We start from the raw sequence: 16,507 nt of genomic DNA, 5'->3' as shown, positions 1-16,507 counted from the left end.
CCTTGAAGGTGCTCCTCGAACTGAGTGAATCTGAACTCTAGACAAGTCCTATTCTCCCAGATCAGGAGCACTTTCCCCATTCACCACACGGCACTCAGCCCGCCCCACCATGAAAGCCCGAGGTTAGGGCTCTTCGCAGTTGACGGTGTAGTTGGGCGTCGGGGGTCGGTTCGCGGATAGGCGTCGAGGTCTTCCAGGATGGAAGTTCTCACACTGCCCATCCGCCGGAAGACCTCGACGTGCACCACCCTACGTTCGCGACCCCTGACCTCACCACGTTCTGCCGTCTCGACGAGCTCGGCCTTCAAGCCGTTGGCCAGCTGCTCGAGCCGGACCGGGCGGTGCTGGAGTGCCGCGTTGTCGAGGACGACCCGTGGTGTCGGAAGTGTGGCGCCGAGGGGGTGCCGCGGGACACGGTGACCCGGCCGCTGGCGCATGAGCCGTTCGGGCATCGGCCGACGACGCTGCTGGTGCGGGTGCGCCGGTACCGGTGCGGGCACTGCCGGCGCACCTGGCGGCAGGACATGACGCGGGCGGCGGCGCCGCGGGCGAAGATCTCCCGCGGCGGGATCGGGTGGGCACTCACCGCGATCGTCGTCGACCACCTCACCGTCTCCCGCGCCGCCGCAGGCCTCGGGGTGTCGTGGCACACCGCGATCCTCGCGGAGGGCAAGCGGCGACTGATCGACGACCCCACGAGGTTCGACGGGGTGACCACGATCGGTGTCGACGAGCATGTCTGGCGTCACACCAGGTTCGGCGACAAATACGTCACCGTGATCATCGACCTCACTCCGGCGCGTGAGAAGACGGGCCCGGCGCGGCTGCTGGACATGGTCGAGGGCCGCTCCAAGGCAGTGTTCAAGCAATGGCTCGCCGCACGCCCTGCGTACTGGTCGAAGGCGATCGAGGTGGTCGCGATGGACGGGTTCGCAGGCTTCAAGACCGCCGCCGCCGAAGAACTCCCCGACGCCGTCCCGGTCATGGATCCCTTCCAGTCGTCCGCCTCGCCGGCGACGCGTTGGACCAGTGCCGCAGGCGCGTTCAGCAGGACCTGTTCGGGCGCCGCGGAATGAAGAACGACCCTCTCTACAAAGCCCGCCGCACCCTCCACACCGGCGCAGACCTGCTCACCGACAAGCAGAAGATCCGACTGGACGCGGTGTTCGCCGTCGAGGAGCATGTCGAGGTCGAGGCGACCTGGGGCATCTACCAGCGCATCGTCGCCGCCTACCGGGAGCCCGACAAGACCACGGCGAAGGCGATGATGCAGGCCGTGATCGCCACGATCACAACCGGGGTTCCCGCCGCGCTGGTCGAGATCCGCAAGCTCGGCCGCACCCTCAAACAGCGCGCCGCCGACATCCTCGCGTTCTTCGACCGCCCCGGCACATCGAACGGGCCGACAGAGGCGATCAACGGGCGGCTCGAGCACCTCCGCGGCTCCGCGCTCGGCTTCCGCAACCTCACCCACTACATCGCCAGATCACTGCTCGAAGCCGGAGGATTCAGACCCGCGCTACACCCTCGTTTGTGAAGAGCCGACAAAGGCATTGAGGTCGGTCAGTCGTAAGCCCCCGCACGGGGGCTTTCGTCGTTTGGCGGGCGTTGCGATTTCGCCCGCTACGCGCCCTCGAACTCGCCGGGCAGCACCACGTTGTGGGGCGCACCGGCGAACAGCGGCGCGACCTCGTCGGTGCGGTAGCCGGCGGTGCCGGTGCCGATCGGGGTGAGAAGGAACCGAAGCTCCGGATGCCGCCGCGCGTACACCAGGAAGCGCGCGACCTCGTCGTGGAGGACGCTGAGCCCGCTCGTCGTCACGATGGCGTAGCTCTGGCCGTGGTGGCCTCGACCCTGGCCCCACTCGGCGCCGAACCGCTCATAGGCAGTGCGCGAGGCGCCGCCGGCGTGGCGGCCCTCAGCGTTCGAGCCGAACACGAAGACCTCGTCGGGGGCGAGGTCGGTGATCCAGCCCGACGGGTGCTGGTCGCTGCCGACGCGGCGACGCTCTTCGTCGGCGACCTCGCGCATCACGATGAGCTGAAGCCGCGACAGCGCGTCGAGGCGACGCGATGCAGGGAGGTCGCGAAGCCCTTCCGCGGCGCGTTCGACGACCTGATCGAACGTCGGCTTGGGCGGGGGGAGCGGCGCCGATGGCCGAGCCGGTGCGGACTGTGCTGCGGGCGCGACAGGAATGCTCCCCAGCGGGAACGCGGCGGCGGCCGCTGCGGCGAAACGTGCGACGGGAGCGGCGGATGCGGCATCCGGAATGCTCGTCGCAGTCGTGTCTTCGGGTGGTGCCAGGAAGTCGGCGGCCTGTCCGAACACCTCATCGAGGCCGACGCCGAGCGACTTCGCGATGAGCAGCTGCTTCTCGTATGACGGCATCCGCCAGCCCGTCTCGATCTGAGCGACAAGTGCGTAGGAGGCGCCGATCTGCGACGCGAGCTCTTCGCGCGACATCTCCAGCGCCTTTCGGCGCGCGGCGATGCGCAGACCGACCTGCTCATCACCGGTCTTCTTCGATGCGGGCTTCATGCGCGGGCTCCTCCCGGACCGTAGGCAGAACGGATGTCGGCGACCACGCTTATGCTAACAGCATTGCTCGTATTGCGCTGAAAGAAACGTTCTGATAATACTGTGAGCATAACCAACCAACCGCTTTCCGCAGAGGAGACTCCCATGACCGACTCGAACTACACCGCGATGCTCGTCATCCTCGACCGCTCCGGCTCGATGTGGTCGATCCGCACCGATATGGAAGGCGGCGTCCGCCAGCTCATCGCCGGCCACGCCGGGCAGCCCGGAATGGTCACCGTCGACCTCGTCACCTTCGACGACGTCATCGAGCACACCCACGCGTTCGCCGACCCTGCCGAGGTGAAGGTCGTCCTCGAGCCGCGCGGCTCGACGGCCCTGTACGACGCCATCGGCGTCTCGTTCGCAGGCTTCGGCGCCGCGCTGGCCGCTCTGCCCGAGCATGCTCGCCCCGACACGGTGCTCGTCACGATCGTCACCGACGGGTACGAGAACGCGTCCCGTGAGTACACGGCGCACGACGTCAAGCGACTCATCGAGACGCAGCGCGATGTCTATGACTGGGACGTCTCGTTCATCGGCGCCAACCAGGACGCCGTGCTCGAGGCCCAGCGCATCGGAGTCGACGCGAAGGACGCGCTGACGTACGACGTCGCCTCCGTCGCGCCGATGATGGCGGCCCACACCGCGAAGCAGCTCCGCCGCCGCGCGGGCGACAAGACCGGCTACACGGCCGCCGAGCGCGGTGCGGCCAAGCCTGAGAGTCGCTGATCAGGCTCCCTTCGCGCGCCAGCCTCAGTCGCTGGGCGATGAGCAAGCCGGTCGCGGCATCCGCTCGTTGATAGGGTCGGGCGATGCGCGCCATTCCTGCGTCCCTCGATCGTGAGATCGTCGCGGCGATAGGCGCACGCCTTCAGGATGTCGCCGGCACGCACGACGTGCGCATCGCGTGGGCGATCGAGAGCGGCAGTCGTGCGTGGGGTTTCCCGTCGCCGGACAGCGACTACGACTGCCGGTTCCTCTACGTGCGGCGACCAGAGGCGTACCTGTCGCTGTGGAAGACGCGGGATGTCATCGAGACGCCGCTCGACCGCATCTTCGACGTCAACGGCTGGGATCTGGCCAAGGCGGTGCGCCTCATCGCGAAGGGCAACGCCGCGGCGATCGAGTGGCTGCGCTCGCCGATCGTCTACGACGGCGATGAGGGCTTCCGCGATCGACTGCTCGCCCTGGCGGGCGAGGTTGTGGAGCGGGAGCTCATCGGTCGCCATTACCTGCACGTCGCCCGCCAGCAGCTGAAGCTCGCGAACGGGTCCGGGTCGCTCAAGCGCTTCTTCTATGTGCTGCGTCCGGCCGCGGCACTCCGCTGGCTCGGTGATCACCCGGATGCCGTCATCCCGCCGATGGATCTGCCGACGCTGCTCGACGATTCGGAGGTTGGTGACGGCATCCGTCGCGCCACCCGGCAGCTCATCGACCTGAAGGCGGTCACCCGCGAGATGGGCAACGGCAGGCCGCCGCGGATCCTTGCCGACTTCGCCACCGCCGAGGTCGAGCGAGCCGCGCATTTCGATGACGGCGCGGCCGGCCAGCACGAGTCGGTCGCCCGGGCACGCGCCGTGGCTGACGCGTGGTTCCGCGCCGAGCTCGAGCGGCAGCACGCGTAGCGCCTTCGCGACAACGCCGGGGTTGTGCGGCGTCTGCTCGACGTGCGCACCGCCTCGTTCGCGCTCATGGACGAAGCGGTGGCACTCACCGGCATCCCGCACGCGCGCAGATCGTGCGCTCGAGCAGGGTGTCCACATCGTGGTGGCGGCGCTGCGCGACCGCGTGAAGGCGGCCGCGGTCAGCGGGGGTGGGAGTGGGCGCCCACCATCCTGAGGGCCAGGTCGGAATAGAACTCGGCGACCTGCTGCGGGCTCCAGGCGCCCTCTTCGCGGTACCAGCGCGCGATGTCGACTCCGAGCGACGCGAGCGCGGTGGCGGCGAGCGCGGGGTCGGACGTGTCGAACAGGCCGGCGGCGATGCCGTCGCCGACGATCTCACGCAGTTCGGTGTCGATGCCCTTTCGCAGTTCGGCGATCTCGTCCTGGTGGGCGGGGGTGAGGGCTGAGAGCTCGTAGTTGAGCACGCGCGCCACGGTGTGGTTCTCGGCGTGGTACGCGGCGAAGGCATGGGCGACGGCCGCGAGCTGCGACACCGGGTCGCCGGCGGAGGCGCGTGCGTCCCGCACCAGCTCGAGCGTGGCTCGATGGCCGTGTCTTGAGATCAGGTGGAGCAGGTCCTCCTTCGAGCGATGATGCACGTACACCGCCGCGGGACTCATTCCGGCCGCGCCCGCGATGTCACGGGTCGTGGTCGCGTGGAACCCCTTCTCGGAGAAGGCCGTGATGGCCGCGTCGAGGAGCCGTGTGCGGGTGAGCTCGGCCCTCGAGGCGAGCGGCGGATCGGTCATCGACGGGAGTCCTTCGGGGGTGGCACCCGGGGCCGCGCGGGCGGCAGGGATTTGACGAATGGGCGAGCAGCGTGCAGAGTTCATCATAGAACTAAGCAAGCGCTTAGTCACCTACGTGGGCATTCAACGGAGAGTGGTGCGGATGAGCCAGACATTTGAAGGAAAGACGGCGATCGTGACGGGGGCCAGTCGCGGCATCGGCCTCGCCATCGCCCAGCGGCTGGTCGATGAGGGAGCGCGAGTCGTGATCACGGCGCGCAGTCAGGACGCGCTCGAGGACGCCGTCGCCTCGCTCGGCGGTCCGCAGCGCGCGCTCGGCATCGCAGGGAAGGCCGACGACGGCGAGCACCAGGCCGAGACGGTCCGTCGCGCGCTCGAGGCCTTCGGGAGCGTCGACCTCCTGGTCAACAACGCCGGCATCAACCCCGCGTACGGGCCGATGATCGACCTCGACCTCGACATCGCGCGCAAGGTCATCGAGGTCAACTGCCTGTCCGCGCTGGCGTGGACCCAGCACGCGCACAAGGCGTGGATGGCCGAGCACGGCGGCGCCGTCGTCAACGTCTCGTCGGTGTCGGGGGTCAAGCCCGCTCCGGGCATCGGCATCTACGGCGCGAGCAAGGCCATGCTGATCTCGATCACGGAACTGCTCGCGGTCGAGCTCAGCCCGGGCGTCCGCGTGAACGCCGTGGCCCCCGGGGTCGTGAAGACCAGGTTCGCCGCTGCCCTCTACGAGGGGCGAGAGGATGCCGTCGCCGCGGGCTATCCCCTCAAGCGCCTGGGTGTGCCGGAAGACGTGGGCGGTGCTGTCGCCTTCCTGCTCTCGGACGACGCGAGCTGGATCACCGGGCAGACCCTGCTGATCGACGGCGGGCTGACCATCGCGGGAGGCGCGGCATGAATCCCCCCGGCCTCGACCTCGAACGGCTCTCGTCCTGGTTCGCCTCCGCCGGGCTCGGCACGGGCGACTCGCTCAGTGCCACGCTCATCGCGGGCGGAAAGTCGAACCTGACCTTCGTGGTGACAGGGGGCGGTGGCGAGTGGATCGTCCGGCGGCCTCCGCTCGGGCACGTCCTGGCGACGGCGCACGACATGGGTCGCGAGTTCCGGGTCATGACCGCGCTGCAAGAGACCGCGGTGCCCGTGCCGCGCACGTATGCCCTGTGCGCGGACTCGTCGGTCATCGGGGCGGAGTTCTACGTCATGCAGCGCTGCGCCGGCACGCCCTACCGCCGAGCCGCCGAGCTCATCGCGCTCGGCGCCGACCGTGCGCGCACGATCTCTGAACGACTCGTCGACACCATGGCCGAGCTCCACCTCGTCGATCCGACCGAGGTCGGGCTCGAGGGCTTCGGGCGGCCGGAGGGGTATCTTCGCCGCCAGGTCGATCGTTGGAAGCGCCAGCTCGACGCGTCCCACAGCCGCGACCTCCCCGCCGCCGATGAACTGCACCGCCGCCTCACGGCACAGGTGCCGTCCGAGTCGGCCGCGGGCATCGTCCACGGCGACTTTCGGCTCGACAACGTGCTCTTCGACGCCGGCGACCGCCCCACCGCGGTGCTGGACTGGGAGATGGCGACGCTCGGCGATCCGCTGAGCGACCTGGCGCTGATGCTCACATACCACCGGCTCGCGGATGCCTCGACGAGCGTGCTCGTGACGGACGCGTCTCGTGCCCCGGGGTTCCTGACCGAGGATGAGATCGTCGCGCGCTACAGCGCGAAGACGGGGCGCGATCTGTCGAGTCTCGGCTTCCACCTCGCGCTCGCGGTGTTCAAGCTCGCGGCGATCCTGGAGGGCATCCACTTCCGCCACCTGCAGGGTCAGACGGTCGGGGAGGGCTTCGACGGCATCGGCGAGGCCATCGAGCCGCTGCTGGACGCGGGCCTGGACGTGCTCGAAGGGAGCCGGTGATGGACTTCGCGTACGACGCCCGCACCGAGGATCTGCGCGGCGCGCTCCTGGAGTTCATGGCCGGTCACGTGTATCCGGCCGAACCGGTGTTCGAGGAGCAGCTTGGGCCCTCGAGGACAGGTGGGCGTGGGACTGCGCGCCTGTCATCGAAGACCTGCGTCATGAAGCGCGTGCCCGTGGACTGTGGAACCTGTTCCTTCCCGGGAGGGACGGCGCGGGGCTGACGAACCTGCAGTACGCCGCGCTCGCCGAGATCTCGGGCCGCAGCCCGAACCTGGCCCCCGCCGCGATGAACTGCGCCGCGCCCGACACCGGCAACATCGAGGTGCTGCACGAGTTCGGCACTCCCGCTCAGCAGCGGCGCTGGCTCGAACCGCTGCTGGATGGCCGCATCCGCTCCGCGTTCGCGATGACCGAGCCCGGCGTGGCATCCTCCGACGCCACGAACATCGCCACCAGCATCGTGCGCGACGGCGACGAGTACGTGCTCAACGGCCGCAAATGGTGGATCACCGGCGCGATGAATCCGAACTGCCGGGTGTTCATCGTGATGGGAAAGACCGACCCGGATGCCGCGCGACACCGCCAGCAGTCCATGGTGCTGGTTCCGCGAGACACGCCCGGCCTGCGGATCGAACGCGGCATGGAGGTCTTCGGTTACGACGACCACCACCACGGCGGGCACGCCGAGCTCTCGTTCACCGACGTGCGGGTGCCGGTCGAGAATCTCATCGGTGAAGAGGGCGGGGGCTTCGGGATCGCGCAGGCGAGGCTCGGGCCCGGCCGCATCCATCACTGCATGCGCGCGATCGGCATGGCCGAGCGTGCCGTCGAGCTGATGTGCGAGCGCGCCGACGGTCGCGTCGCGTTCGGGCGCCCGCTCGCCGACCAGGGGGTGATCCGAGGCTGGATCGCCGAATCTCGTGTCAGGCTCGAGCAGCTGCGCCTGCTGGTGCTGAAGACCGCCTGGCTGATGGACACCGTCGGCAACAGGGGGGCCCACGTCGAGATCCAGGCGATCAAGGTCGCGACGCCCGAGACCGTGCAGTGGATCCTCGACAAGGCCATGCAGGTCCACGGCGCGGCGGGCCTGTCCCAGGACTTCCCGCTCGCCGGCATGTTCGCCGGCATCCGCACCCTCCGCTTCGCAGACGGGCCCGACGAGGTGCACAAGAACGCTCTCGCCAAGGCGGAGCTCGCACGGCAGGAGGCTCGCCGCACGGTGTGAAACCGGGTTGGCGCACCGAGCCCGCGCGGGCGCCGCGACGACATCACCCGTGGCCGGGGCCGGAATCTTCCTGCCGCTGCGGAGGCGATGTTCGGCGTTGCGCGGTGCGAGATCCGACGCCGCCGGGCGCGACATGGTCGAAGGTCTGTCCCGCGTGCCAGGATGAGTGTCGCGGGCGACCGTCGCCCGAGAGAGGGAGTCATCGCTATGACCGCGCCTGACGCGTACGCACCGCACGAGCCTGTGGAGCACGATCGCAACCCGCTGCTGCGGGTCGCGATCTGGGTCGCGATCGGCGCGCTCGTAGCCGCCGCGCTCGTGTGCGTCGTGTGGGTGCTGATCGGGCCTTCGAACGGCATCATCGGTCGGGCGTTCCTCACGATCCTGCTGTTGGCCGCTTTCGCGGGTGTGGCGATCCTCGACGCACACCTGGCTCCGAAGCGTCCGGCCTGGTTCGCGCTGGCGAGCATGGCGTCGTGGGTGATCGCGCTCTTGATCGGCGCGGTGCTGATCTGGATGCCGGAGCGCTACTCGTTCAGCGGCTTCGAGCGGTTCCTGAAGTTCCTGCTGATCGTGCTGATCCTGCAGCTCGCGCTGCTGCACCTGCGCCTGTTGACCAAGGGGCACGCCCGCTACGTGACCACCTTCACGCGGGCCGTCACCATCGTCACCATCGTGCTCGTGGTCGGCCTCGCGGTGATGCTGATCGTTCCCATCGTGCTCAGCGAGTGGGTGGACTTCTCGGACCTGTACTGGCGCATCGTCGTGGCTGTCACGATCCTTGCGGCGGTCGGCACCGCGCTCATCCCGCTCGTGAACGCCCTGTTCGCGCCGAAGCGCGTGAAGGCCCCGCACGCGGGAGTCTACGGTGCGCCCACGTGGCCGACCTATGTCGACGGCGTCACGCCGCTGCCGGTGCTTGCCGACGGCACCCCCGACTGGAACGCCTACTACACGGGTCACCCGACGGCGCAGGCGTACCCGGCCGCACCCTCTGCACCGGCCGAGTTCGCCTCGCCCCAGTACCCCGCGCAGTACCCGCAGCAGTGGGCGACGGATGCCGCGCCCGGCGCCAACGCTGCGTATGGCGCGCCTTCCCCGCAGCCGTACGACAGCACGCCCGCCCCGCAGCCGTACGGCAGCACGCCCGCCTCGCAGCCGTACGGCGCGCCTGCCCCGCAGCCGTACGACGGCACGCAGGCGCAGCCGCCTTTCGCCCCGCCCGTCCCGCCGAACGGGTACGACGGCTACCCGCCGCCGCCCCCGCTGCCGCCGCGCCCGTAGACCGCGCCGCCGCGGCGCGACCCCGATCCGCACACCAGCACGCGCTCGTGCGCGGTGGCGACGACACCGCGACCGATAGCCGCGAGTCTTGACTTCCAGCGGGAGTGCCGAATCGGAACCCCCGCGCGGCGCTCACCACGTTCTCGTCGGCAAGGCCCACACCGACCACTTGGCAAGTTACCTTGCGAAAAGTAGACTTGCGACATGGAGTCGGACCGATCATCCTGGACAGTGGTCACCGGCACGGCGTCACAGATGCAGCGATGCTCCATGCGCTCCGTTTCCCGGTCCGGCACTTCGTGCAAGACGATGCGATGACCATGTTCATCGGCCCCGACGAGACCGGCACTCTGGTCGAAGTCGGGGTCATCGAGTGGCACGGCATCATCGCGATCGCACACGCGATGCGTCCGACTCGACCCAAGTATCTGAGGTGAACATCATGGCTCCACGCTCTATCGAAGACATCAAGGCACGCGCCGACGAGTTCGCGGACGCGTTCGAGAACTACGAACCCAAGCCCGGCGACCAAGACGCCCCGATCCCGCCCGTCATGGCGGTCAAGCTCGCCGCCTGGCGGCGCGACACCGCCGAACGCGAACTCGCAGACGCCGTACGCGCGGCGCGGGAGAAGCGCCTGTCGTGGCGCGAGGTCGGTGAGGCCATCGGCACCACCGGCGAGGCCGCACGCCAGCGTTACAGCGCATCAGCCTAGCGGCGCGATGGCACTGCCCTTCTCGCGGGGCAAGGGAAGAGCAGGACGGGAGTCCGCGTGAGTGAGTACACGAGACCGCAGATCGAACCGGTCGAGTTCCGAGACGATGACGGCAACGTCATCGAGCACGGCAACCGCTGGGCGAGCCGCGGGGGAACCCCGCCTGAGGACAGCTACTCGGTAGAAGAGCACCCGGAGCGCTTTGCTCCGCTGCATGCCGTCGTGGCGGCGCTCATCGGCTAACTCGTCTCCAACTACGAGGTCGATGTCGACGAAGGGCACCACGTCACGGACGGCCTGCTCCATGCGCCGACCGCCGAGGATACCGTGCGCGCTGCCCGGGAACGCATCAGTGCTCCATGAGTGCTTACTCGTGGGGCAGACGATGGGGCACCGAGTATGGTCTTGCGCGTATGTGGATGGACGTGTATGTCCTAGAGACCTCGAAAACCGTTGATTTCATGCGGTTTTCTGCCCCCTGGTGTGGGCGCCTGTTCAGGCGAGGATGAGAGTTGTGTCCTCCGCCGACGATCACGACATCGTGGTGCGGCGAGCGCGGGGCGACCATGAGTCGAGCGTAAGCGGGGCCGGCGGGAGGGCGGGATACTGGGGGCATGGATCAGCCGCGTGACCTCGAAGCCCTTGCCCGCGAGATCGCACGGGAGGCGGCCGAACTGGCGCACCTGCGCCGCACCGAGGGCGTGCTGATCGCGGCGACCAAGACCGCGGTCGCCGACATCGTCACCGAGGCCGACCGCGAGGTCGAGACGCTGATCCGCGCGCGGCTGGCCGAGGCGCGCCCGGGCGACGGATTCCTCGGAGAGGAGTCCGAGGCCAGCAGGAGCACCACGGGCATCACGTGGGTCGTCGACCCGATCGACGGCACCGTCAACTACGCCTACGGCATCCCCGCGTACGCGATCAGCATCGCCGCTGTCGAGGGCGAGCCGCGGCCCGAGGCGTGGGACGTCGTCGCCGGGGTGGTGCGCAATGCGGCCACGGGCGAGGAGTTCCACGCCGCACGCGGTGAGGGCGCGTGGGGCACAGGCTCGGGCCGCGCGCCCGGAGGCTCCGCACAGCGCGTCGGCGCTGCGGGGAGGGGGCGCGGGGACCGCCTCGCCGTCAACGACGCCGTCGGGCCCGCGGGTGCGCTGCTGGGCACCGGGTTCGGCTACGACCCCGCGACGCACGCCGGAGACCTCGCCCGACTCGCACGGATCATGCCGATCGCGCGCGACGTGCGCCGTATCGGTTCGGCCGCGCTCGACCTCGCGTCGGTTGCCGCGGGCCGCCTCGACGGGTATTTCGAGCGCGGACTCAACCCGTGGGACCATGCCGCGGGCGAACTGCTCGTGCGCGAGGCCGGCGGACGCTTCCACCGGTCGCTGCGCCCCGGCCAGACGCGGGCACTCACCGTCGCGGCGGGGGCGCAGATCTTCGACGACCTGGTCGCGCGGGCGCTCGAGGACTGACCTCTGCGTGTCGTTCCGAGCTTCTTCGGCGACGACACCGATTCATCCATGGCATTCTCAGGATGCCCCGGGTAGTGTTTACGGGATCGTTACCTTTGCCGCCCGAAGGCGAAGGTTCGTGATAAGCCCGATTGTCCGCCCGTTGCCCCCCGCGAGCGACCAACACCCGAGAGCCTTCACGTAGTGACTTTTGACCCCCCGATGGCTGACGCCGTGCCCACGCGCCGCTCCAGCCGGTCTGCACCCGCGCACGCCGACGTGCCCACGGGCGAGACCCGACCATCGCGCGCCGATACGCGGCGCCGTGATGTCTCGACGAGCGCCGAACGTCCCGCCATCGTGTGGAACCGCGTCGCCGCCCCGACAGCGAGGGTCGAGACGGTCGCGCCGGGGGCGCCTGCCGCCGCGGCGCCGCCGGTCGAGCCGCCTGCCTCAGTCGAGCCGGTCGTCGTGGTCGAGCCCGTCGAACGGGTCGAGACCATCGTTCCCGCCGAGCCGGCGGCCACGGCCGCGCGCACCGCGGAGCCCAAGCCGGTGACCGTCCCCACGCCCACGTCCCACGACGCCGACGCGCCGAGGGAAGCCTCCCCGCGCGTGGGCACAGCCTCGACCTCACGCCGTGTGCGCACGCCGCGTGCCGCCCAGCCCGAGTCCACCATGACGCGTCGCGCCGCCCGCACGGCCACGGGTGCGCAGGTGCTCATCCCCGCTTCCGCCGAGCAGGCCGCCCCCGTCACCGACGCGACTGCCGCCGCGCAGCCGTCGCCGATCGCGCCCGAGCCCGTCATCGAGACCATGCCGGTCGAGCAGATCGTCGTCACGACGATGGCCAGCCCCGTTCCCGCCGCGCCCACGAGCGTCTCGGCACCGGCAGAGCCGATGACGGCGGAGCAGCTCGAGTCCGCCGAGCACGTCATCCCGAGCGCCGACCAGGTCTCGGCACTCGCCCCGATCGAGTCCGCGTCCTCAGCCCGCGCCGCCGCCCGGGCCCGTCGCGCCGCCGAGCGCGCCGCCGAGGCTGAGGCCGAGCGTGCCGCTCAAGCCGAGGCCACGCTGACGGCTGCGGCACAGGCGATCCCGATGCCCCCGGCGGTCGAGGCCGTCGCCGAGGCTGCGCCGGTCGTCGAGGTCTTCGAGCTGCTGGAGCCGGTCGTCGACGCCGAGGCGGCGGCGCAGACCGAAGCTGTCGTCGAGGCTGCGCCGATGGTCGCGGATGCCGCGGCCGCGGCATCCGTCGATGACGAGTTCGAGCTCGCGGCGCGTCTGTTCTCGTTCACGGCCGCGACGCCCGTGCAGTTGGCCGCCCCGGCAGTCGCCGAGCCCGAGCGCGCAGCCGAGCCCGAGGTCGTGTCCGATGCGTCCGAGCACGCGGCGCCGCGTCGCAAGCTGACGCGCGCGTCGCTCAAGCGCATCACGGGCGCGTCGTTCTCGGTCGGTGTGATCGGGGTCGTGGGCCTTCTGACGGTGGGCATGACGACCTCGGCCAACGCGGTCGCGGCGACCACCGCCACCGCGCCGGTGTCGGTGCTCGCGGGCGACGTCGCCGTGGGGTCGATCAAAGCCGACGAGATCCAGGCGTACGTGGCGCCGAACTCGGTCCAGGACTCCGCGATCCAGCGCGACGGAACTTACACCACCGGACGCTACGTCGAACTGGCGGGCGCCCAGGGCATCTCGCACTACTCGAGCGACGTGTTCGTCAACAACCAGAACTGCCCGATCCAGTGGCCGTTCGCCGTCGGAGTGCCGGTGAGCTACGGCTTCGGGTACCGCGACGGCGGCTTCCACGAGGGCGTCGACTTCACGCCGGGCGAGGGCGCTCACATCCAGGCAATCGCCGACGGAGTGGTGCGCGTGTCGAGCGAGAGCGACGCCGGCTACGGCGTCTCGGTCGTCATCGACCACGTCATCGACGGCCAGCTGGTCTCGACCCGCTACGGGCACATGGAGTACGGCTCGCGCCAGGTTCAGGTGGGAGACCAGGTCGAAGTGGGCGAGTTCATCGGCCTCACAGGCGACACCGGCCACTCGTTCGGCGCCCACACACACGTCGAGGTGCTGCAGAACGGCACCACCCCGATCGACCCGCTGCCGTGGCTGGCCGCGCACAACCAGTGCTGAGGAATGCGGCACCCGTCGATTAAGTCTGGCGCCGCGGCTCTGGTATTCTTTTCTGGTTGCCCGCTCGCGGGCAGCACGCCCCGATAGCTCAGTGGCAGAGCACTTCCATGGTAAGGAAGGGGTCGTCAGTTCAATCCTGACTCGGGGCTCGCAGCATCCGTCGTCCGCGACAGCGGATGCCTCGCGGCAGGGTAGCTCAGTTGGTGAGAGCGCACGACTCATAATCGTGAGGTCGCGGGTTCAAGCCCCGCTCCTGCTACAGATGAAAACCCCCGGTTATCCGGGGGTTTCTGCATTCCTGGATGGTCTCGCGGTGGCAGTGCAGAGGCAGATCGGTGCAATAGAGATTCGATTCCCGCGACGCGCAGCTCGAGCTCGACCCGTACACGAGGCATGATGTCTCGCCCCGGGTTGAATGGAGGCTCTGATCGTCCCGAAAGGATGAGGAGCGATGCCAGCTTTGAAGAAGTATCCGGCGGAGTTGAAGGCGCGGGCGGTCCGGCTCGTGCTGGAGTCGCGTGACGTCGACGGCGGCCGCCGTGGCGCGTGCACCAGGGTCGGCCGTCAGCTCGGTATCCCGGCGGACACGCTGCGCGGGTGGGTGCAGCGCGCCGAGGTCGACGGGGGTGTGCGCCCGGGCACGACCACCGACGACGCTGCCCGGCTGGCCGCGCTGGAGCGTGAGAACCGTGAGCTGCGGCGGGCGAACGCGATCCTGCGCAGTGCGTCGGCTTTCTTCGCGGCGGAGCTCGACCGCCCACAGAGCAGATGATCGCGTTCATCGACGAGAACAGGGACGAGTTCGGGGTCGAGCCGATCTGCAGGGAACTGCCGATCGCCCCGCAGACGTACTACGCGGCCAAGGGTCGGCCGCCGTCGAAGCGGTCGATCAGCGACGAGGAGACGGTCGTGAAGATCCACGCCGTGCACCGGTCGAACTACCGCGTCTACGGTGCCCGGAAGGTGCACGCGCAGCTGCGCCGCGACGGGCACGACGTGGCCCGGTGCACCGTGGAGCGGCTGATGCGCCGGGAGGGCCTGCGCGGAATCTCGCGGCGCAAGGGGCCACGAACGACGATCCCCGGCCCGTTCACCGACCGACCCGGCCAACCGGGGCTTGACATGACTCTCATACGATGGGTGCGTGAGCCGCTGCCGACGCTAGCCCCGCCCGGGGCCGCGACCGACGAGGGGATACCTCCATGCGCAGCGCGCTTTGCAACACGATCTACCGGTTCACCGAACACCGCATCTGCTGCGGCCGCATCCCGGACTGGACGGCCCACGTCGGGCAGCGCTGGGACACCTACGACGTCGCCCCGTGGAATCTTTACAACGTCATCTGGCGCGTGCAGAACTGGGTACGCGGCGGGATGGACTGATCAGCGAGAGCGCGCGAACGCGCGCAGCGCGGGCACCCTCGGTACGTCTACCCACAGTCGTGGGATGGTGCCTTCGATCACGGCACCGCCGACACGGAACGCCTCGCCTTCGAGGGAGTCGAGCAGTGGAGCGAGCGCAGCCGAGCGAGACGCCGCGACGTAGCCGACTCGCCGCCCGTGACCGTAGACCGCGATCGCGTGCAGGTCGTGCGCGTTGTCCGGCTCGCGTACGAGCAGGTACTCGGTCGCGCCGAAGCGGGCGCGCTCGTTGTCGTGCAGCGCGAACGCCGTGCCCTTCACGCGCATGCGTACCGCTTCGATCCCGGTGAGGTCGACGACGGCGAGCGCAGCGGGATCGAGCTGACTCGGGGTGACCTGAGCCGCGCGCTCGGCAGCGTAGGTCTGCTCGTCGATCGCGCGGTCGACGTCGGCCATGTCCAATCCGGCCGCCTCGCAGCGATCCCAGAGCGTGGGCGCATCGATGCCGTCGGGGAACTCGGCGCGGAGCTGCCGCGCGAGCGCGTCGACGGTCATGCGCGGCCTCGGTCGCGGAGCCGCTGCCGGTGCTTCAGCGGCAGGCTGTCGCCCGGCGAGGATCGCTCGAGCGGTGTCGATCAGGTCACGGAGTACGTCCACGATCGAGACACTACCGGCGAACGGGACAGCATCGCCCGCCCCGCGAAAGGACGGGACGGGCGATGCGCGCAGCGGAGCTGCGGGGGCGGCCGTCCCCACGGCGGCCGCCCCGGTCTGGCTACGCGGTGAGGGCGACCTTGACGAAGTCGAAGGGCTTCTTGACGCGGAAGCCGTAGCGACCCTCGAACATGAGGAGGAACGTGTTGTTCGCGGTGCGGTTCTTGCCGTCGAACACCAGCTCATCGTCTCCCACGGGGAGCAGCTCGGCCCGGTTCCAGTCGGCGGCGACGGCCGTACCGGTCGGGAGGCCGAGCGAGGTGACGACGGGAGGGCCGAGGAATCCCTCGATGTCGGCGCGGGACTTGAACAGGAACGCTCCGGTCGCGCCGTTCTCGCGGAGCATCTCCAGCGCCTGCAGGTCGAGCGGGTTGAGCGCCCAGCCGGTGATCGCGCGCTCCTGGCCGAGCAGCTTGTACTTGGCCGCGGAGAGCGTGGTGAGCAGGTCGGTGGTGAACGCCTGCACCTGCACGCCGGAGGTCTCGAGGATGCCGGTGGACCTGTCGTCCTCGCCGTCGCCGGAGCACGTCGCGCTCGATCGCGGCGAGCGTGTCGTCGCGGAGCTGCACCTGCAGCACGTCGACGAGGTAGCGCCAGGCGAGGGCTTCGGTCTTGTTGGCGTAGACGCGGAAGGTGTCGTCGACCTGCCCGAAAGTGTACGTCGACGTCGGCTTCGCAGCGCCGTCGGGCACGGCCCCGGCGTTG

The 16,507-nt window shown here is 69.6% G+C and carries 15 protein-coding genes, 2 tRNA genes, 4 pseudogenes and 1 other annotated feature; of the genes and pseudogenes, 17 read left to right on the top strand and 4 right to left on the bottom strand.

Annotated elements, in window-relative coordinates; genetic code table 11:
* Positions 1-239 precede the first annotated feature (239 nt).
* Positions 240-1,537 (top strand): annotated as a pseudogene (locus AB1K54_RS08840) (ISL3 family transposase).
* A gap of 86 nt (positions 1,538-1,623) precedes the next feature.
* Here the strand turns inward: AB1K54_RS08840 and AB1K54_RS08835 are convergent.
* Positions 1,624-2,538, bottom strand: coding sequence for a helix-turn-helix domain-containing protein (locus AB1K54_RS08835; RefSeq protein WP_371202375.1), 915 nt, complete (start codon positions 2,536-2,538; stop codon positions 1,624-1,626).
* A gap of 144 nt (positions 2,539-2,682) precedes the next feature.
* Here AB1K54_RS08835 and AB1K54_RS08830 point away from each other — a divergent pair, with 144 nt between their 5' ends.
* Both AB1K54_RS08830 and AB1K54_RS08825 read left to right on the top strand, forming a co-directional pair.
* On the top strand, positions 2,683-3,309 hold the full coding sequence (locus tag AB1K54_RS08830; protein ID WP_371202374.1) for a VWA domain-containing protein: 627 nt from the start codon (positions 2,683-2,685) through the stop codon (positions 3,307-3,309).
* An 83-nt stretch (positions 3,310-3,392) separates the two neighbouring features.
* Positions 3,393-4,205 carry a DNA polymerase beta superfamily protein gene (locus AB1K54_RS08825; RefSeq protein ID WP_371202373.1) on the top strand — a complete coding sequence of 271 codons (813 nt, stop codon included), beginning with the start codon at positions 3,393-3,395 and terminating at the stop codon, positions 4,203-4,205.
* A 179-nt stretch (positions 4,206-4,384) separates the two neighbouring features.
* Here the strand turns inward: AB1K54_RS08825 and AB1K54_RS08820 are convergent, their stop codons facing one another.
* Positions 4,385-4,993, bottom strand: coding sequence for a TetR/AcrR family transcriptional regulator (locus tag AB1K54_RS08820; protein ID WP_371202372.1), 609 nt, complete (start codon positions 4,991-4,993; stop codon positions 4,385-4,387).
* Between the two features lie 142 nt (positions 4,994-5,135).
* Here AB1K54_RS08820 and AB1K54_RS08815 point away from each other — a divergent pair, with 142 nt between their 5' ends.
* From AB1K54_RS08815 to AB1K54_RS08750, 14 genes and pseudogenes are all read left to right on the top strand, one after another.
* A complete protein-coding gene (locus AB1K54_RS08815) occupies positions 5,136-5,894 on the top strand; it encodes an SDR family oxidoreductase (RefSeq protein WP_371202371.1) in 759 nt (252 codons plus the stop codon).
* The gene (locus AB1K54_RS08810) at positions 5,891-6,907 is read left to right on the top strand and encodes a phosphotransferase family protein (protein WP_371202370.1); all 1,017 of its coding nucleotides are present in this window, start codon (positions 5,891-5,893) and stop codon (positions 6,905-6,907) included. The genes AB1K54_RS08815 and AB1K54_RS08810 overlap by 4 nt, the downstream gene beginning before the upstream one ends.
* Positions 6,907-8,135 (top strand): annotated as a pseudogene (locus AB1K54_RS08805) (acyl-CoA dehydrogenase family protein). The gene AB1K54_RS08810 and the pseudogene AB1K54_RS08805 overlap by 1 nt, the downstream one beginning before the upstream one ends.
* A 207-nt stretch (positions 8,136-8,342) precedes the next feature.
* Positions 8,343-9,419 carry a hypothetical protein gene (locus tag AB1K54_RS08800; RefSeq protein ID WP_371202369.1) on the top strand — a complete coding sequence of 359 codons (1,077 nt, stop codon included), beginning with the start codon at positions 8,343-8,345 and terminating at the stop codon, positions 9,417-9,419.
* A gap of 314 nt (positions 9,420-9,733) precedes the next feature.
* Entirely contained in the window at positions 9,734-9,856 is a 123-nt protein-coding gene (locus AB1K54_RS08795; protein WP_371202368.1) for a hypothetical protein, read from the top strand.
* A gap of 5 nt (positions 9,857-9,861) precedes the next feature.
* On the top strand, positions 9,862-10,134 hold the full coding sequence (locus tag AB1K54_RS08790) for a hypothetical protein (RefSeq protein ID WP_371202367.1): 273 nt from the start codon (positions 9,862-9,864) through the stop codon (positions 10,132-10,134).
* Positions 10,135-10,191: 57 nt separating this feature from the next.
* On the top strand, positions 10,192-10,377 hold the full coding sequence (locus AB1K54_RS08785; RefSeq protein ID WP_371202366.1) for a DUF6226 family protein: 186 nt from the start codon (positions 10,192-10,194) through the stop codon (positions 10,375-10,377).
* 371 nt (positions 10,378-10,748) lie between these two features.
* Positions 10,749-11,606, top strand: coding sequence for an inositol monophosphatase (locus tag AB1K54_RS08780; RefSeq protein WP_371202365.1), 858 nt, complete (start codon positions 10,749-10,751; stop codon positions 11,604-11,606).
* Between the two features lie 183 nt (positions 11,607-11,789).
* Positions 11,790-13,727 carry a peptidoglycan DD-metalloendopeptidase family protein gene (locus AB1K54_RS08775; protein ID WP_371202364.1) on the top strand — a complete coding sequence of 646 codons (1,938 nt, stop codon included), beginning with the start codon at positions 11,790-11,792 and terminating at the stop codon, positions 13,725-13,727.
* A 77-nt stretch (positions 13,728-13,804) separates the two neighbouring features.
* Positions 13,805-13,876: transfer RNA gene (locus tag AB1K54_RS08770), tRNA-Thr, on the top strand.
* A 36-nt stretch (positions 13,877-13,912) separates the two neighbouring features.
* Positions 13,913-13,986: transfer RNA gene (locus AB1K54_RS08765), tRNA-Met, on the top strand.
* 192 nt (positions 13,987-14,178) lie between these two features.
* Positions 14,179-14,589 (top strand): annotated as a pseudogene (locus AB1K54_RS08760) (transposase); the annotation flags it as partial.
* Positions 14,457-14,570 (top strand) — a sequence feature (AL1L pseudoknot). Its footprint overlaps the pseudogene before it by 114 nt.
* Before the next feature lie 47 nt (positions 14,590-14,636).
* Positions 14,637-14,816: pseudogene (locus AB1K54_RS08755) on the top strand (IS3 family transposase); the annotation flags it as partial.
* 113 nt (positions 14,817-14,929) lie between these two features.
* A complete protein-coding gene (locus AB1K54_RS08750) occupies positions 14,930-15,109 on the top strand; it encodes a hypothetical protein (RefSeq protein ID WP_371202363.1) in 180 nt (59 codons plus the stop codon).
* Here AB1K54_RS08750 and AB1K54_RS08745 read toward each other — a convergent pair whose 3' ends face one another.
* Together AB1K54_RS08745 and AB1K54_RS08740 are read right to left on the bottom strand one after the other, a co-directional pair.
* The gene (locus AB1K54_RS08745; protein WP_371202362.1) at positions 15,110-15,643 is read right to left on the bottom strand and encodes an HIRAN domain-containing protein; all 534 of its coding nucleotides are present in this window, start codon (positions 15,641-15,643) and stop codon (positions 15,110-15,112) included.
* A 220-nt stretch (positions 15,644-15,863) separates the two neighbouring features.
* On the bottom strand, positions 15,864-16,481 hold the full coding sequence (locus AB1K54_RS08740; protein WP_371202381.1) for a phage major capsid protein: 618 nt from the start codon (positions 16,479-16,481) through the stop codon (positions 15,864-15,866).
* Between the last annotated feature and the right edge of the window lie 26 nt (positions 16,482-16,507).

Origin of the sequence: Microbacterium sp. BWT-B31, from assembly GCF_041379855.1 — a bacterium.
Lineage (GTDB): Bacteria > Actinomycetota > Actinomycetes > Actinomycetales > Microbacteriaceae > Microbacterium.
The sequence above is the reverse complement of the archived record's forward strand: the minus strand, read 5'-3'. Positions and strand labels throughout refer to the sequence as shown.

Coding starts and splice junctions, on each gene's coding strand:
- AB1K54_RS08825 (WP_371202373.1), top strand. CDS start 3,393: ATGCGCGCCATTCCTGCGTCCCTCGATCGTGAGATCGTCGCGGCGATA.
- AB1K54_RS08795 (WP_371202368.1), top strand. CDS start 9,734: ATGACCATGTTCATCGGCCCCGACGAGACCGGCACTCTGGTCGAAGTC.
- AB1K54_RS08750 (WP_371202363.1), top strand. CDS start 14,930: ATGCGCAGCGCGCTTTGCAACACGATCTACCGGTTCACCGAACACCGC.
- AB1K54_RS08830 (WP_371202374.1), top strand. CDS start 2,683: ATGACCGACTCGAACTACACCGCGATGCTCGTCATCCTCGACCGCTCC.
- AB1K54_RS08790 (WP_371202367.1), top strand. CDS start 9,862: ATGGCTCCACGCTCTATCGAAGACATCAAGGCACGCGCCGACGAGTTC.
- AB1K54_RS08780 (WP_371202365.1), top strand. CDS start 10,749: ATGGATCAGCCGCGTGACCTCGAAGCCCTTGCCCGCGAGATCGCACGG.
- AB1K54_RS08815 (WP_371202371.1), top strand. CDS start 5,136: ATGAGCCAGACATTTGAAGGAAAGACGGCGATCGTGACGGGGGCCAGT.
- AB1K54_RS08820 (WP_371202372.1), bottom strand. CDS start 4,993: ATGACCGATCCGCCGCTCGCCTCGAGGGCCGAGCTCACCCGCACACGG.
- AB1K54_RS08745 (WP_371202362.1), bottom strand. CDS start 15,643: ATGACCGTCGACGCGCTCGCGCGGCAGCTCCGCGCCGAGTTCCCCGAC.
- AB1K54_RS08810 (WP_371202370.1), top strand. CDS start 5,891: ATGAATCCCCCCGGCCTCGACCTCGAACGGCTCTCGTCCTGGTTCGCC.
- AB1K54_RS08800 (WP_371202369.1), top strand. CDS start 8,343: ATGACCGCGCCTGACGCGTACGCACCGCACGAGCCTGTGGAGCACGAT.
- AB1K54_RS08835 (WP_371202375.1), bottom strand. CDS start 2,538: ATGAAGCCCGCATCGAAGAAGACCGGTGATGAGCAGGTCGGTCTGCGC.